This window comes from Actinoplanes sp. NPDC048967, assembly GCF_040649415.1.
In the GTDB taxonomy this organism is placed as follows: Bacteria; Actinomycetota; Actinomycetes; order Mycobacteriales; family Micromonosporaceae; genus Actinoplanes.
On the sequence record NZ_JBEZFL010000002.1, the window covers coordinates 317,868 to 333,479 of the forward strand.

Annotated in this window: 14 protein-coding genes and 1 tRNA gene; 1 reads left to right on the top strand and 14 read right to left on the bottom strand. The window is 70.4% G+C overall.

Going from position 1 to position 15,612, the window contains the following annotated elements:
- Window positions 1-23: 23 nt before the first annotated feature.
- The 11 genes from AB0C12_RS08150 to AB0C12_RS08200 all read right to left on the bottom strand — a co-directional run bounded on the left by AB0C12_RS08150 (window position 24) and on the right by AB0C12_RS08200 (window position 11,475).
- The gene (locus AB0C12_RS08150; RefSeq protein ID WP_360545487.1) at window positions 24-1,049 is read right to left on the bottom strand and encodes a LacI family DNA-binding transcriptional regulator; all 1,026 of its coding nucleotides are present in this window, start codon (window positions 1,047-1,049) and stop codon (window positions 24-26) included.
- Between the two features lie 105 nt (window positions 1,050-1,154).
- On the bottom strand, window positions 1,155-2,453 hold the full coding sequence (gene cysN, locus AB0C12_RS08155) for a sulfate adenylyltransferase subunit CysN (RefSeq protein ID WP_360545489.1): 1,299 nt from the start codon (window positions 2,451-2,453) through the stop codon (window positions 1,155-1,157).
- Window positions 2,453-3,364 carry a sulfate adenylyltransferase subunit CysD gene (cysD, locus tag AB0C12_RS08160; RefSeq protein WP_360545491.1) on the bottom strand — a complete coding sequence of 304 codons (912 nt, stop codon included), beginning with the start codon at window positions 3,362-3,364 and terminating at the stop codon, window positions 2,453-2,455. The genes cysN and cysD overlap by 1 nt, the downstream gene beginning before the upstream one ends.
- Window positions 3,365-3,409: 45 nt before the next feature.
- On the bottom strand, window positions 3,410-4,297 hold the full coding sequence (locus AB0C12_RS08165) for an inositol monophosphatase family protein (protein ID WP_360545493.1): 888 nt from the start codon (window positions 4,295-4,297) through the stop codon (window positions 3,410-3,412).
- 19 nt (window positions 4,298-4,316) lie between these two features.
- Window positions 4,317-6,116, bottom strand: a complete 1,800-nt coding sequence (locus AB0C12_RS08170; RefSeq protein ID WP_360545495.1) for an exopolysaccharide biosynthesis polyprenyl glycosylphosphotransferase — start codon at window positions 6,114-6,116, stop codon at window positions 4,317-4,319.
- 140 nt (window positions 6,117-6,256) lie between these two features.
- Window positions 6,257-6,844: an aminoacyl-tRNA hydrolase gene (gene pth / locus AB0C12_RS08175; RefSeq protein WP_360545498.1), complete on the bottom strand. Its 588-nt coding sequence runs from the start codon at window positions 6,842-6,844 to the stop codon at window positions 6,257-6,259.
- Between the two features lie 76 nt (window positions 6,845-6,920).
- Window positions 6,921-7,559 carry a 50S ribosomal protein L25/general stress protein Ctc gene (locus tag AB0C12_RS08180; protein WP_360545501.1) on the bottom strand — a complete coding sequence of 213 codons (639 nt, stop codon included), beginning with the start codon at window positions 7,557-7,559 and terminating at the stop codon, window positions 6,921-6,923.
- 321 nt (window positions 7,560-7,880) lie between these two features.
- Window positions 7,881-8,861, bottom strand: coding sequence for a ribose-phosphate diphosphokinase (locus AB0C12_RS08185; RefSeq protein WP_360545503.1), 981 nt, complete (start codon window positions 8,859-8,861; stop codon window positions 7,881-7,883).
- Window positions 8,862-8,977: 116 nt separating this feature from the next.
- A complete protein-coding gene (gene glmU / locus AB0C12_RS08190; RefSeq protein WP_360547062.1) occupies window positions 8,978-10,369 on the bottom strand; it encodes a bifunctional UDP-N-acetylglucosamine diphosphorylase/glucosamine-1-phosphate N-acetyltransferase GlmU in 1,392 nt (463 codons plus the stop codon).
- Between the two features lie 144 nt (window positions 10,370-10,513).
- Window positions 10,514-10,585 (bottom strand) — tRNA-Gln (locus AB0C12_RS08195).
- A 47-nt stretch (window positions 10,586-10,632) separates the two neighbouring features.
- The gene (locus tag AB0C12_RS08200; RefSeq protein WP_360545505.1) at window positions 10,633-11,475 is read right to left on the bottom strand and encodes a helix-turn-helix domain-containing protein; all 843 of its coding nucleotides are present in this window, start codon (window positions 11,473-11,475) and stop codon (window positions 10,633-10,635) included.
- A gap of 197 nt (window positions 11,476-11,672) precedes the next feature.
- Here AB0C12_RS08200 and AB0C12_RS08205 point away from each other — a divergent pair, with 197 nt between their 5' ends.
- Window positions 11,673-12,272, top strand: coding sequence for a TetR/AcrR family transcriptional regulator (locus AB0C12_RS08205; protein ID WP_360547064.1), 600 nt, complete (start codon window positions 11,673-11,675; stop codon window positions 12,270-12,272).
- 4 nt (window positions 12,273-12,276) lie between these two features.
- Here the strand turns inward: AB0C12_RS08205 and AB0C12_RS08210 are convergent, their stop codons facing one another.
- Genes AB0C12_RS08210 through AB0C12_RS08220 form a run of 3 tightly spaced genes read right to left on the bottom strand, consistent with a single transcriptional unit; the run spans window position 12,277 to window position 15,604 of the window.
- Window positions 12,277-12,792 carry a DUF4383 domain-containing protein gene (locus AB0C12_RS08210; RefSeq protein WP_360545507.1) on the bottom strand — a complete coding sequence of 172 codons (516 nt, stop codon included), beginning with the start codon at window positions 12,790-12,792 and terminating at the stop codon, window positions 12,277-12,279.
- Window positions 12,793-12,846: 54 nt separating this feature from the next.
- Complete coding sequence (locus tag AB0C12_RS08215; protein WP_360545509.1) at window positions 12,847-14,649, bottom strand: ABC-F family ATP-binding cassette domain-containing protein; 1,803 nt, start codon at window positions 14,647-14,649, stop codon at window positions 12,847-12,849.
- Window positions 14,650-14,656: 7 nt separating this feature from the next.
- Entirely contained in the window at window positions 14,657-15,604 is a 948-nt protein-coding gene (locus AB0C12_RS08220) for a 4-(cytidine 5'-diphospho)-2-C-methyl-D-erythritol kinase (RefSeq protein WP_360545511.1), read from the bottom strand.
- Between the last annotated feature and the right edge of the window lie 8 nt (window positions 15,605-15,612).

A 15,612-nucleotide genomic window follows, 5' to 3' on the forward strand; every position in this document is an offset into this window, starting at 1 on the left:
TGGGACGATGCGATTTGTGGTGCTTAGCGGGAGTCTCGCCCTACGGTGCTTTCCCGGGCGACCAGCCGGTGGCTCACCCTGAGCTCGCGCGGCGGACCCGCGGCGGCCTCCCCCTCGCCGAGGCGCTCGGCGAGCAGGTCCACCGCGAGTTCGGCGATCCGGCCGAGGTCCGGGGCGATGGTGCTCAGGGTCGGCGTGCTGAACCGGCCGTCCTCGATGTCGTCGAAGCCGATCACCGCCACGTCGCCGGGCACCGAGCAACCCCGCTCCAGCAGCGTGCGGATGGCCCCGAGGGCGAGCAGGTCGTTGAAGCAGAACACCGCGTCGGGCGGCTGCGGGCCGTCCAGCAGCCGGGCCATCGCGGCGGCCCCGTCGGCGCGGTGGAAGCTCTCCACCTGGGCGACCAGCGCCGGATCGGTGGGCAGCCCAGCCTGTTCCAGCGCCGCGCGGTAGCCGGCGAGCCGCTGCTGCGCGGTCACCGCCGACGGGAAGTCCTGCGCCCCGATCGCCGCGATGCGCCGGCGCCCCGACCCGGCCAGGTGCCGCGTCGCATCGGCCGCCGCGGCGGTGTTGTCGATCGCGACATGGTCGGCCGGGCCGTGCGACACGCGCTCACCGAGCAGCACCATCGGGGTCTCGTCGCCGCCGCGCGCCAGCTCCTCACCGGCCAGGGCCAGCGGGCTGAAGATCAGGCCGTCGATCGCGTGCCGGCGCAGCCCGGCGACCAGGTTGCGCTCCCGCTCGGCGTGCCCGTCGGTCTGGTCGATCAGCACGGTCCAGGACCGGCGCTCCGCCGCGTGCACGATCCGCCCGGCCAGCTCGGCGAAGTACGGCGACTGCAGCTCCGGCACGGCCAGCGCGATCACTCCGGACCGGCCGCTGCGCAACTGCCGGGCCGCCATGTTCGGCTTGTAGCCCAGGGCGTCGATCGCCTGCTGCACCCGGGCGCGGGTCTCCGGGGCGACGTGCACGTAGCCGTTGACCACATTGGAGACGGTCTTGATCGACACGCCTGCTTGTGCGGCCACGTCCTTCAGACCCGGAGGCACCGGCCTCGCCCACTCTCGTCGCCCGGCTGCGCCCGGACTATACAACGATGCAAACCGCCCCGTCCCGCCCTTTCCTGGCGCGGGCCGGGGCGTCCGCCGTCTGCCCTACTGGGCCTCGATGATCATGCCGGCGCCCACCGTACGGTTGGTCGTCTCGTCGATCAGGATGAAGCCACCGGTGGTGCGGTTACGGCGGTACTCGTCGGCGAGCAGCGGCACCGTGGTGCGCAGCTTGACCCGGCCGATCTCGTTGAGGCCCAGCTGCGGCGCGTTCTCGTCGCGGTGCAACGTGTTCACGTCGAGGCGGTACTGCAGGCCACGGACCACCGTACGGGCCGTACGGGTGGTGTGCTTGATCGTGTATTTCGCGCCGACCCGTAGCGGGGCCGTCTCGTCCATCCAGCAGATCATCGCCTCGACGTCCTGGGCGACCGCCGGCGCGTTGTGCGGCCGGCAGATCATGTCGCCCCGGGAGATGTCGATCTCGTCGGTCAGCCGGACCGTCACCGACATCGGCGGGAACGCCTCGTCGACCGGGCCGTCCGCGGTGTCGATGGCGGCGATCGTGCTGGTCATGCCCGACGGCAGCACCATCACCTCGTCGCCCGGCTTGAGCACGCCCGAGGCGACCTGGCCGGCGTACCCGCGGTAGTCGGTGATGTCCTTGGACTGCGGACGGATCACGTACTGCACCGGGAACCGCACGTCGACCAGGTTGCGGTCCGAGGCGATGTGCACGTGCTCCAGGTGGTGCAGCAGCGACGGGCCCTCGTACCAGGGGCTCTTCTCCGAGCGGGAGGCGATGTTGTCGCCGTCCAGCGCCGAGATCGGGATGACCGTCAGGTCGGGCGCGTCGAGCTTGGCCGCGAACGAGGTGAATTCGTCGGCGATCTTCTCGTAGACACCGCGGTCCCAGTCGACCAGGTCCATCTTGTTGACGCAGAGCACCAGGTGCGGCACCCGCAACAGGCTGGTCAGGAACGCGTGCCGGCGGGACTGCTCGACCAGGCCCTTGCGCGCGTCCACCAGGATCAGCGCCAGGTCGGCCGTCGAGGCGCCGGTGACCATGTTCCGGGTGTACTGGATGTGCCCGGGGGTGTCGGCGATGATGAACTTGCGCCGCGGCGTCGCGAAGTAGCGGTACGCCACGTCGATGGTGATGCCCTGCTCCCGCTCGGCCCGCAGGCCGTCGGTGAGCAACGCCAGGTTGGTGTATTCGTCACCGCGTGCGGCGCTGACCGCCTCGACCGCCTCGAGCTGGTCGGCGAAGATGGTCTTGGTGTCGTAGAGCAGCCGGCCGATCAGCGTCGACTTGCCGTCGTCCACGCTGCCCGCGGTGGCGAACCGCAGCAGGTCCATCGGACGGGCCGTCGCCTCGTCGGGCTCCAGAACTGCCTGACTCATCAGAAGTAGCCTTCCCGCTTGCGGTCTTCCATCGCGGCCTCGCTGACCTTGTCGTCGCCCCGGGTGGCACCGCGTTCGGTGATCCGGGTCGCCGCGACCTCGTCGATGACCTTGTCGACCGTGTCGGCCTCGGACAGCACGGCGGCGGTCTGCGACGCGTCGCCGACGGTGCGGTAGCGCACCCGGCGGGTCTCGACCGTCTCGCCGTCCCGGGGCACGATGAACTCGTTGACCGCGTAGAACATCCCCGCGCGCTCGACGACCTCACGGTCGTGGGCGTAGTAGATGCTCGGCAGCGCGATGCGCTCCTTGGCGATGTAGTGCCAGACGTCCAGCTCGGTCCAGTTGGACAGCGGGAACACCCGGATCGACTCGCCCGGGTGGTGCCGGCCGTTGTAGAGCGACCACAGCTCGGGGCGCTGGTTCTTCGGGTCCCACTGGCCGAACTCGTCGCGGAAGCTGAACATCCGCTCCTTGGCCCGGGCCTTCTCCTCGTCGCGGCGGGCGCCGCCGAAGAGCGCGTCGAAGCGGTACTTCTCGACCGCGGCCAGCAGCACCGGGGTCTGGATCCGGTTACGGGTGCCGTCCGGCAGCTCGCGCACCAGGCCGGAGTCGATGGCCTCCTGCACGCTGGCGATCACCAGGTTGAGACCCAGCTCGGCGACCCGGGTGTCGCGGTACTCCAGCACCTCGGGGAAGTTGTGACCGGTGTCGACGTGCATGACCGGGAACGGGATGCGCGCCGGCGCGAACGCCTTCTCCGCGAGGCGCAGCATCACGATCGAGTCCTTGCCGCCGGAGAAGAGCAGCACGGGCCGCTCGAACTCGGCCATGACCTCACGCATGACGAAGATGCTCTCGGCCTCGAGAGCGTCGAGATGCGAGACGCGATAGGGCTTCGTCTGGCTCATGGGTTCCAGACCTTTCCGGTGTCGGCCGAATTCATCCGGGAGGGATTATGGGAGGTGTCGCTGCAACGCTGCGAGCAGACGGGGCGCAAGGTCCTTGCGACAGACCACCAGATCCGGCAACTTCGGATCGGCCTGGTTGTATTTCAGCGCAGTTCCGTCGATACGGGAAGCATGCAGTCCAGTGGCCGACGCCACAGCCACCGGGGCGGCACTGTCCCACTCGTACTGGCCGCCGGCGTGCACGTAGGCGTCGGCGTCCCCGTTGATCACCGCGGCGATCTTGACCCCGGCCGATCCCATCGGGACCAGCTCGGCGCCGATGTCCTCGGCCAGGGCGGTGACGAACGCCGGCGGGCGGGTGCGGCTGGCGGCGATCCGGATCGGTCCCCCGGTCGCGGCGGCCAGCGGCAGCGGCGGGTACGCGGGCGGCTGATCGGTGGCGAGCGTACGGTGCCGGGCCGGCATCGCCACAGCACCGGCGGACAGGCAGCTGGGGCTGGAGCAGTCGGCGGTCCAGAGCGCCACGTGCACGGCCCAGTCGGTGCGGCCCTCCTCGGAGAACTCGCGGGTGCCGTCCAGCGGGTCGATGATCCAGACCCGGGAGGCGTCCAGGCGGTCCGGGCGCACGGCGTCGTGCCGGTCGTCCGCCCACGCCACGCGCGAGTGGTCGTCCTCCTCCGAGAGCACCGCATCCGCCGGGCGCCACCGGGCGAGCTCGGCCCGCAACAGATCGTGCGCGGCCTTGTCACCGGCGGCCTTGAGCAGCTTGCCGTCCGCGTACCCGACTTCCTCGCGGACCTGGAGCAGCACCTGGCCGGCCCGGTCGGCCAGCCAGCGCGCGAACGCGGCGTCGATGACCGGCGGCGTGCCACCGTCACCGGCGGGCTCCCGCTGACCGGCTATGCGCGCCGACGTCCCTGTCTGCTCGCTCATCCAACCGCTCCCTGTCCGTTCAGTAGGCCCCTGACGACCGGACCACGGCCGTCATGGTGCGCAAAAGGATCACCAGGTCCAAGCTGAGAGACCAGTTCTCCACATAGCGAAGGTCCAGCCGTACCGTCTCCTCCCACGACAGGTCCGATCGTCCGGAAACCTGCCATAGGCCCGTCATGCCGGGCTTGACGGCAAGACGGCGGCGCACGTCGTCGGCGTAGACGGCAACCTCGGACGGCAGCGGCGGTCGCGGCCCGACCAGCGACATCTGCCCGGCGATCACGTTCAGCAGCTGCGGCAGCTCGTCCAGGGACAGCCTCCGCAACCACCGGCCGACCGGGGTCACGCGCGGGTCGTCGCGCATTTTGAAGAGCACACCGTCGTGCTCGTTGAGATGCCGGAGCTCGGCCAGCCGGGCCTCGGCGTCGACGTACATGCTGCGGAACTTGAAGATGCGGAACTCGGACCCGTCACGCCCGACCCGCACCTGACGAAAGAGTACCGGGCCGCGTGAGGTCACCCGGACGCAGAGTGCGACGGCCAGCAGCACCGGACCGAAGAGAATGAGCAGGGCCAGTGCCCCGACCCGGTCCACGAGGTCCTTCACGATCCGCGCGCCGCCGTGCAGCCGCGGGTGCTCGACGTGCAGCATCGGCAGCCCGTCGAACGGCCGGATCGTGGTGCGCGCCCCGGCCACGTCGATGAGCGCGCTCGCCACCACCAGGTCGACCTCGTCGCGCTCCAGGCGCCAGGCCAGCCGGCGCAGCGCCGCCCCGTCCAGCTCCGGGCAGCTCAGCACCACCACGGTGTCCGCGTCGGCGGCGTCGACCGCGGTCGCGACGTCGTCGAACGTGCCGAAGACCGGCAGGTCGATGACCCCGTCGTGGTCCGGCGGCAGGCACGCGCCGACCACCTCCAGCCCGTGGTACCGCTCCCGGCGCAGCTGCCGGGTGATGCCGATGACCGACAGCTCGTGGCCGACCACGATTACCCGGCGCAGCCGCTCGCCGCGCGACCGGGCGATGTGCAGCCGCTTGCGCAGGGCGAAGCGCAGGACCACGGCGGAGACCATCGCGGTGGGCAGCGCGGCCAGGACGTAGGACCGGGCCAGATCGAGATCGAGCGCGTACGACACGACGGCCACACCCGCGATCAGGCCGACCCCGCCCCGGAACACCCGCTGGTACTCGTCCGTGCCGACGAACAGGAAGCGGCGCTCGTACGCCCGGCTCACCACCAGCACCGCCAGCAGGGCCAGCGGCAGCAACGCCGACAACCACAGGTACGACCGGTTGTAGGTGGTCACCTCGTCACCGAAGCGCAGCCCGAAGGTCACGGCGCCCGCCGCGATGCCGGCCAGCAGGTCACACAGGACCAGGGCACGCACGTACTGCCGTTCCCAGCGCTGGCGCCGCGACATCGCCGCGTGCCGCCCCCGGACCCGCACGAACGGCCGGGTCGCGGGGCGGGCGGCGGCCGAACGGTTCGGCTCGGCCGACCAGTGCCGCTCGACGGCCCGGTTGCGGGCCCGGCCGGCGGGAACCCGGCCACCGGCTCCGGCCAGCGGCGGCGCGTTGTCGAGCACGTCCTCGCCGGCGTCGTCACCGGTCGATCGGGCCGGCGACGGGATCTTGCTGTTGCGGGCCCGGTACGGCGACGGCCGGTGCGGACGGGGGCCGTGGTTGCCGGGCGGATGGTTGGCCGGACCGTGGTGCTCCGGCGGCTCCGACGGGACCACGTCGCGGCGCTGCACCGTCGGTAGTACCACCGTCGGCTCACCCAATGTCGCCTCGTGGCTCTCGGAGAGTTCCTGCCGCACCCGAACCTCCCCCGTACCGCGTGGTGTCCGCACACCGTTTGGGTGCGCTACGTGACCAACGCGCTAACCGGGGGAGGCGTCACGGGACCGATAGACGGACAAAACAGCCTAATCGATCTGTCCGTTCTGGCCGTATCCCTTCAGCTTCCGTGGTATTTGTTCTGCGTCCACTCCACACCCTCGAGCACCACGGCCTCCACCACGTCGGCCGCCCGATCGACCAGGAACTCCAGCTCCTTGCGCTCCGCACCGGCGAAATCCGACAGCACGTAGTCCGCGGGATCCTGGCGTCCCGGCGGCCGGCCGATGCCGAACCGGACCCGGGCGTACTCCTTGCTGCCCAACGACTTCGACATCGAACGCAGCCCGTTGTGACCACCCTCACCGCCACCGCGCTTCACCCGCACCTGCCCGTACGGCACGTCCAGCTCGTCGTGCACGGCCACGATGTTGTCCACCGGCACCTTGAAGAACTGGGCCAGCGCCACCACCGGCGCCCCCGACAGATTCATGAAGGTCAACGGCTTGACCAGGATCAGCTTCGGGCCGCCGAAACCCAGCCGGCCCTCCGCCACCTCGGCCACCGCCCGCTTGGGCCGGCCGAACTTGCCGCCCACCCGCGAGGCCAGCAGGTCGGCCACCATGAAACCGACGTTGTGCCGGTTGCCCGCGTACTCCCGGCCGGGATTGCCCAGGCCGACCACCAGCCAGGGTGCGTCCTCGGTCATCACGCTCTCCTTACGACAACAGGGAAAGTGCCGACGGCACTTTCCCTGCAGATCGCGGTTCTCGGGTGGTGCTGGCTCAGGAAGCGGCTTCCTCGGTGGACCCCTCGGACTCGGCGGCGGCCGCGGCCTCACCGGCGTCGGCGGAGTCACCCTCGAGCTGCTCGGCGGTCTGCGCCGCGGTCACCATCGCCAGCACGAAGTCCGCGTCGACGGCCAGCTCGGTGCCCTCGGGCAGCGTCACGTCGCCCGCGGTGACCTGCGAACCGGCCTCCAGGCCCTCGATCGAGACCTCGAAACCGCTGGGCAGGTGCATCGCCTCGGCGGTGACCGCCAGGGTGTTGGACTCGTTGACGACCAGCGTGTTGCGGGCGGCCTCGCCGACCAGCGTCACCGGGACGTCGACCTGGACCTTCTCGCCACGCTTGACGATGATCAGGTCGACGTGCTCGTACGTCTCCTTGATCGGGTCACGCTGGATCGCCTTCGGCAGGGCCAGCGTCGCGCCCGTGCCACCGACGACGTCGATCGTGAACACCTGGTTGAGGCCACCGTGGCGGATCGCGGCGGCGAACTCACGGGCGGGAAGCGCGATGTGGACGGGGGCTTCGCCGTGTCCGTACAGCACGGCGGGCACCAGGCCGGCCCGGCGCGTGCGGCGGGCACCACCCTTGCCGAACTCGGTACGGGGCTCGGCGCTGATCTTTACCTCGGACACGGGGATACTCCTGAAAACGTTGGAACGGGCGGCGTGAGAAGTCGGCGGGCTGCGGGCAATCGGCGCTCGGCGAAGGGGCGCACGGGCACAGGCCCGGAGCACCGCGTCGATCACGGTGCCTCAAGCGAACTCTGCAAACTGCAGCAGACCGCGTGGCACCCTCGCCGTGGCAACCGCACCAGCTTACCTGCCGCTGCTACGGGCAGACCGGCGGGTCCCGCCGGATCACTCTCCCTGCGGAAATTTCACCCGCACGAATGCACCTTGCATCGCCGAGCAAGCCACTTCCTGCCACAAACCGGACGCCGGCCGGCCGAGCCGTCAGCTCAACCCGCCGAACAAAGTGGTGACGGAGCCGTCATCGAAGACCTCGCGGATCGCCCGGGCCAGCAGCGGCGCGATCGACAACACGGTGATCTTGTCGAGCTGCTTCTCGGCCGGCAACGGCAGCGTATTGGTCACCACGAGCTCACTGATCTGGCTGTTCTTCAGCCGCTCGGTCGCCGGATCCGACAGCAACGCGTGCGTCGAGGCCACGATCACATCGGCGGCCCCCGAGTCGAACAGGATGTCCGCGGCCTTGGTGATCGTGCCACCGGTGTCGATCATGTCGTCGACGATCAGGCACACCCGGCCCTCGACCTCACCGACCACCCGGTTGGCCACCACCTGGTTCGGCTTCAACGGGTCCCGCGTCTTGTGGATGAACGCCAGCGGGCAGCCGCCCAGCCGGTCCGTCCACCGCTCGGCCACCCGCACCCGGCCCGAGTCCGGCGCCACGACCGTCATCGGCCGGCCCTCGAACTTCTTGATGATGTGCTCGGCGAGGATGTCCATCGCGAACAGGTGGTCCACCGGACCGTCGAAGAAGCCCTGGATCTGCGCGGTGTGCAGATCCACGGTCAGGATCCGGTTGGCCCCCGCGGTCTTCAGCAGGTCGGCGATCAGCCGCGCGGAGATCGGCTCCCGGCCGCGGTGCTTCTTGTCCTGCCGCGAATACGGATAGAACGGCAGCACGACCGTGATCCGCTTGGCCGAGCCACGCTTCAACGCGTCGACCATGATCAGCGTTTCCATGACCCAGGTGTTGATGCCCTCGGTCATCGACTGCACCACGAACGCGTCCGAGCCGCGCACCGAGTCCTTGAACCGGACGAAGATCTCCCCGTTGGCGAACTCGTACGAGTCGGAACGGGTCGGCGCGACGCCGAGCACCTGCCCGATCTCCTCCGCCAGCTCCGGGAAGCCCCGGCCGGAGAAAAGCATCAAACTCTTACGGTTCTCCGCGACGATGCTGCCCATCGGCTCGTCCGCTCCCGTGCAATCGAGGGGGTTGTCACCTGAAGTATTACCCGCGGCCGTACCGGTGCCACGAACGGCAGCCCGGTCGTGGGATGCCTCACCCCAGCTTGCGCCGGTTACGCCCCGGTGTCCTCAGTCTCCGGCTTCCCGGCCCGATCCGCAGCCTCGGCCGAAACGGTGCCCGGCCGCTTGCGCGCCACCCACCCCTCGACGTTGCGCTGCGGCGCCCGCGTGACTCCCAGACTGCCCGCCGGCACGTCCTTGGCGACCGCGCTGCCGGCGGCCACATAAGCACCCGGCCCGATCTCCACGGGAGCGATCAGCACGGTGTCGCTGCCGACAAAAGCGGCCTCGCCCACGGTGGTGTGATGCTTGTTGACGCCGTCGTAGTTGGCGAAGATCGTGCCCGCCCCGATGTTCGCCTTCGGGCCGATCGTCGCGTCACCCACGTACGTCAGGTGCGGCACCTTGGCCCCCGCGCCCAGCTCGGCGTTCTTCGTCTCGACGAACCCGCCGACCTTGGACTTGCGGCCCAGCCGGGTCCCCGGCCGCAGGAACGAGAACGGACCCACCGAGGCATCCGGCCCGATCTGCGCGCCGATGGAATGCGTCCGCAGCACCGTGGCCCCGGCCGCGACCACCGTGTCGATCAGCGTCGTGTCCGGCCCGATCACCGCGCCGGTCGCCACCGTCGTCGAACCCTGCAACTGCGAATTCTGATCCACCACGGCGTCGGGCTCGAGGGCGACGGTCACGTCGATCCAGGTCGTCGCCGGATCGAGGATCGACACCCCGGCCCGCATCCACTCGGTGTTGACCCGGTCCCGCAGCAGCCCCCGCAGCCGCGCCAGCTCGGCCCGGTCATTGCACCCAAGGGTCTCCAGCGCGTCGGCGGCCACATGCACCCCCACCGCGTGCCCGACGGCGGCGAGCAGCCCGAACACGTCGGTCAGATACTCCTCACCCTGATCGTTGTCGGTGGAGAGCTTGCCCAGCGCCTCCCGCAGCAACGCGGCGTCGAACGCGTAGATGCCGGCGTTGACCTCACGCACGGCCCGCACCTCGGCGGAAGCGTCCCGCTCCTCCACGATGCGCTCGAGGTTGCCGGCACCGTCCCGCACGATCCGGCCCAGCCCGGTCGGATCGGGAACCTCGGCGGCGAGCACGGTCGCACCCCGGCTCGTCGACTCGTGCGCGGCGATCAGTGCCTCGACGGTGCCGGGTCGCAGCAGCGGCACATCGGCGTTGAGCACGACCACGGTGCCGATGGCCTCGGGAATGGCATCCAGGGCGATCCGGACGGCGTGCCCGGTGCCGTTCTGCTCGGCCTGCAGGACCGGGGTGGCACCGGGGGCGATCTCGGTGAGATGCGCGCGGACCTGGTCGGCCTTGTGCCCGACGACCACGACGGTGCGGGAGGCGCGCGCGGCCTCGGCGGCGTGCAGGACGTGACCGAGCAGGGTGCGCCCGAGCAGCGGATGCAACATCTTCGGCGTGGCGGACTTCATCCGTTTGCCCTCGCCGGCGGCAAGAACGACAACGGTACGGCTCCGGGCCTGGCTCACGCGGACTCCATTGATCGCAGTGGCGGTGCAAGCGGCGCTTACTCAGCCGCACGGACTCAAGACCTGAGTCCCCTACCATAAAACAAGCTCGGCCGCCAGGGTTCGAACCCGGAACTTTCGGACCAAAACCGAAGGTGATGCCTATTTCACCACGGCCGATTGGTTCGGTCGCCACACTATCGTCTGCGACCGATTGCCGAAATCTACTATGTCAGCCGCGTCAACGTGGCCATCACTCCCTCCACCCGCCAGTACAGCTCACGCGATCGGGGAACCGACACGACCAGGCAGCCGTGGTAGTCGCGGCCGGTGTTGGCCCGTCTGGTGGCCGGCGCGTGGCGCTTGATCGTCGGCCGCTGGAACAGCCGGCGCGGTACCTTCAGCTCCTCGGCCCACCACGTGACGGCCGCCTCCGCGTCAGCCGTCTCATGGATGTGCACCCGGTAGTCCACGGACTCGGCGTCCCGGCCGCAGACGGCCAGGAAACGCAGGAACAGCGAGATCAGCCCGGGATCACTGTTGATGAAGGTCAGCCGGTCGAGCCGGCGCCAGGGCTTGGACTTCGCGCCCTCGCACCAGTACACCGCGGCGCCGATCATCAGCAGGTCACGGTCCGAGAGCTCGCCCACAGCGCGCGCCGCCTCGGCGTGCACCTCGCTCTGTCGTCGATCCCGCTCCTCCCGCTTGGCGTCCCAGCGCCCCGCCGCCATCACCGCGGCGTGCTCCTGCTTGCGGCGCGCACGCTCACTGTCGCGATCCAGCGGGATGTGTTTCACCCATGCGTGCGCTGTCGACTTGGCGACCCCGATCTCGCTCGCGAGGTCGTTGACCGACCAGCCCTGCGCGCGCAGTTCGAGTGCTCGCGCCCGCAGGTCGTCCTTCGCGTTCGGCCGGCGGGTCCAGTCCGGCGGCTCGATGCCCCGGAGCCAGTCGGTCAGCGTGGCGCTTCCGACTCCGAAGTGCTTCATCAGCTGGGACAGGGACATTCCCGGATCGACCCGGAGGCGTCGAGCCTCGGCGCGCGGGTCTTCCTCAAGAGGTGTGCGCATGTCGATATCTTACTAGTCGTGAGACTAGTTGTCGTACGCCTCATCGATGGCCGGTAGGCCGCGCGGGACAATGGACACCCCGGACAAGCTGGCAGGATGGCCGGGTGACAGACCAGAGCGAGCCAGGCCACGAGCCGCGCGCCCGGCGGGCCTCTCGCGCCGCCGCCGCGTCCACCAAGGGCACTGCCCGGGTTCGTATGCCGGCCGCGCAGCGGCGGGAGCAGTTGATCGCGATCGGCCGCCAGCTGTTCGCCGAGCGCGGTTTCGACGCCACGTCGATCGAGGAGGTCGCGGCCCGCGCGAAGGTTTCCAAGCCGGTCGTCTACGAGCACTTCGGCGGCAAGGAGGGCCTGTACGCCGTGGTCGTGGACCGGGAGGTGCGGGCGCTGCTGGACCGGATCACCGGGGCGTTGACCGCCGGGGATCCTCGGGAGTTGCTGGAGCAGGCCGCGCTGGCGTTGCTGGACTACATCGACCAGGAGCCGCACGGTTTCCAGGTGCTGGTGCGGGAGTCACCCGTGTTGTCGCCGGGCGGCAATTTCTCCAGCGTCATGAACGATGTGGCGCATCAGGTGGAGCACATTCTGGGCGCCGAGTTCAAGGCGCGGGAGCTGGATCCGAAGTTCGCCGAGCTGTATTCGCAGGCGCTGGTCGGCATGGTGGCGCTGGTGGGTCAGTGGTGGCGGGAGGCCCGCAAGCCGAAGAAGGAGATGGTGGCGGCCCATCTGGTCAATCTGGCTTGGAACGGGCTCTCCCACCTGGAGACGAAGCCGGCCTTGTCGACGCGGTCCCGGTGACCGGTCAGGCGGACTGCGACTGGCGTTCGCGGGCCTGGCGCGGCGGGCTGGCCTGCTCCGGCGGGGCGACCTTGCTGTAGTACGCCGCCATGATGAGCACCAGGCCGAGCAGGTAGGTGACCACGACCGTGGAGATGCTGAAGTTGAGGAAGTTGGCGTCGGTGCGGATCGCCGCGAGTTCGTAGCTGCCGACGACCAGCAGGCCCCAGCCGAAGTACTTGTCGATCACGGTGTCGGAGTTGCGGCCGATCACGGTGGCGATGAGCACGATGGCGCCGACGAGCACGCAGATCAGGGACCAGAAGAGGTTGGTCTCCTGGCCGAGCACGCGGTCCTCGCCGTTGCCGAACAGGCCGTCATCGGCGGTGACGATGGCGCCGAGGACGCCGAACAGCACGAGGTAGGCCCCGGTCAGCGCGCCCAGAGCGCGGTAGATCGGCCGCAGCGGGTGGTTGACCGGATTGTGTCCCATGGTGTCCGTCTCCAACGTCGGGTGGTGTCGTAGGAGATTCTCGCGCATCGCCGGAGCCGGCGCAGGGGCACCCCCGGATCATGGTCGCTCCGGGGGTGCGGGTCAGCTCTCGGGTACGCGTTCGGCGAGCTCGAGCCAGGCTTCCTCGACCTGGCCGCGTTCCTCCTGGACGGCTTTGAGCTGGGCGTCCAGCTCCATGATCTTGTCGTAGTCGCTGCCGTGCACGGCCAGGCTCTCGTTGATCTTGAGAATGCGCTCGTCGAGCTTGGCCACCTGGCGTTCGAGGCGGGACAGGTCCTTGCGGGCGGCCCGCAGCTCGGCGGCCGACATGCCGGAGGTGGCCGCCGGGGCCTTGCCGCCGGTGGCCAGCAGCTCGCCGGGCGGGGCCGCCGGGTTGCCGGCCCGGGCCAGGTATTCGTCGATGCCGCCGGGCAGGTGCACCAGCCGGCCGTCGCCGAACATCCCGTACGCCGTGTCGGTCACGCGTTCGACCAGGTAGCGGTCGTGGCTGGCGACGATCATCGTGCCCGGCCAGGAGTCCAGCAGGTCCTCCAGCGACGCCAGCGTGTCGGTGTCCAGGTCGTTGGTGGGCTCGTCGAGCAGCAGCACGTTGGGCTCGGTGGCCAGCAGCCGCAGCAGTTGCAGGCGCCGCCGCTCGCCGCCGGACAGGTCGCTGACCGGGGTCCAGATGCGCTTGTCGGTGAAGCCGAAGACCTCGGCGAGCTGGCCCGCGGAGAGCTCCCGGTCGCCGAGCTGCACGCGCCGGGCGACCTCCTCGACCGCTTCGAGCAGCCGCAGGTGCCCCGGCAGCTCCCGCAGCTCCTGGGAGAGGAAGGCCGCCTTCACCGTCGAGCCGGTGACCAGCCGCCCGCCGTCGGGCTTGGTGATCCCGGCGAGCAGGCGCAGCAGGGTGGTCTTGCCGGCGCCGTTGGCGCCGAGGATGGCGATCCGGTCGCCCGGGCCGACCTGCCAGGTCAGCTTCTGGAAGATCGGCTTGGGGCCGGCGTGCAGGGTGACTTCTTCGAGGTCGTAGACCTGCTTGCCGAGCCGGGTGGTGGCCAGCCGCTGCAGGCTCACCTGGTCCCGGACCGGGGGCACGTCGGCGATCAGCGCGTTCGCGGCGTCGATCCGGAACTGCGGCTTCGAGGTGCGGGCCGGCGGGCCGCGGCGCAGCCAGGCGATCTCCTTGCGGAGCAGGTTCTGCCGGCGGGACTCGACCGCGGCGGCGACGCGCAGGCGCTCGGCCCGGGACAGGGTCCAGGCCGCATAGCCACCCTCGTACGCATAGACCTGCTCGTCGACGACCTCCCAGGTCGCGGTGCAGACAGCGTCGAGGAACCACCGGTCGTGGGTGACCACGACGAGTGAGCCACGCCGGCCCAGGAGATAGCGGGCCAGCCAGTCGACGCCGGCCACGTCCAGGTGGTTGGTGGGCTCGTCGAGGATGAGCAGGTCGGACTCACGGACCAGCAGGGCGGCCAGCGCGACCCGGCGACGTTCGCCACCGGACATCGGCCCGACCGGGGTCTCCAGGCCGAGGTGGCCCATGCCGAGGCCGGTGAGGATCGCCCGGACGCCGGCGTCGCCGGCCCACTCGTGCTCGGCGCCCATGCCCTCGCTGAGCCAGGCGGTGCCCAGCACGACATCGCGGACGGTCGCCTCGGGGGCGAGCGTCAGCGTCTGCGGAAGTGCGGCGACGCGCAGGTCACGGCGGTGCGTGACCCGGCCGGAGTCCGGCTCCTCGAGCTTGGCGAGCATGCGCAGCAGGGTGGACTTGCCGGCCCCGTTGAGGCCGACGATGCCCACCCGGGCGTCGTCGTCCAGCCCCAGGGAAACGTCGGTAAGCAGCTGACCGGCGGCTCCGTAGCCCTTGTTCACCCGGTCCAGATTGATGATGTTGGCCACGATGCCTCTAGGTTACCCGGGCCCCCGGCATCGGTCCCCGCGCGGTGAGGGCGGTGCGGCACACCCCGGCCTCGTTGAGGCGGGCCGCGACCCGTTCGGCGTGCGGGCCGTCGGTGGCGAGGAACACACAGGTGGGTCCGGAGCCGGAGACGATGCCGGCGACCGCGCCCGCGTCGTAGCCGGCCTTGAGCACGTCGGCCAGGGCCGGGCGCAGCGACAACGCGGCCGGCTGGAGGTCGTTGGCGAGCGCGGCGCCGAGCACCTCGGGTTTGCGCTGGCGCAGGGCACCCATCAGCTCGTCCGCGCTCTCCAGGGCCGCGGGCGGCCACGGGCTGTCGCGCAGCCGGTCGAGCTCGCGGTAGACCTCGGGGGTGGACAGGCCGCCGTCGGCGATGGCGACCACCCAGTGCCAGGTGGTCGGCCGGGCCAGGATCGGGCTGACGGTCTCGCCGTGCCCGGTGCCCAGGGCCGTGCCGCCGTGCAGCAGGAACGGCACGTCCGAGCCGAGCTCGGCGCCGATCTCGGCCAGCTCGTCCTTGCTGTAGCCGGTCCCCCAGAGCAGGTCGCAGGCGAGCAGGGTGGCGGCCGCGTCGGCGCTCCCGCCGGCCAGGCCGCCGGCGAGCGGGATCGACTTGCGCAGGTGCAGCCGGGCATGCGCGGGTACGCGCGCCTTGGCGGCCAGCGCCCGGGCGGCCCGCATGATCAGGTTGCTGTCGTCGAGAGCGAGCTCACCGGCGCCCTCGCCCTCCATGGTCAGCGCGAGGGTGTCACCACGGCGCGCGGTCAGCTCGTCGAACAGGCTGATCGCGTGGTAGACCGTGTTCAGCTCGTGAAACCCGTCGGCGCGCAGCGGACCGACCCCGAGATGCAGGTTGATCTTCGAGGGCACGCGGACCTTCACCGGGCCGGCGAACCGGCGGGGCTTGTCGTCGTCCGGCCCCCACGCCTCCGTCACGGAGTGAC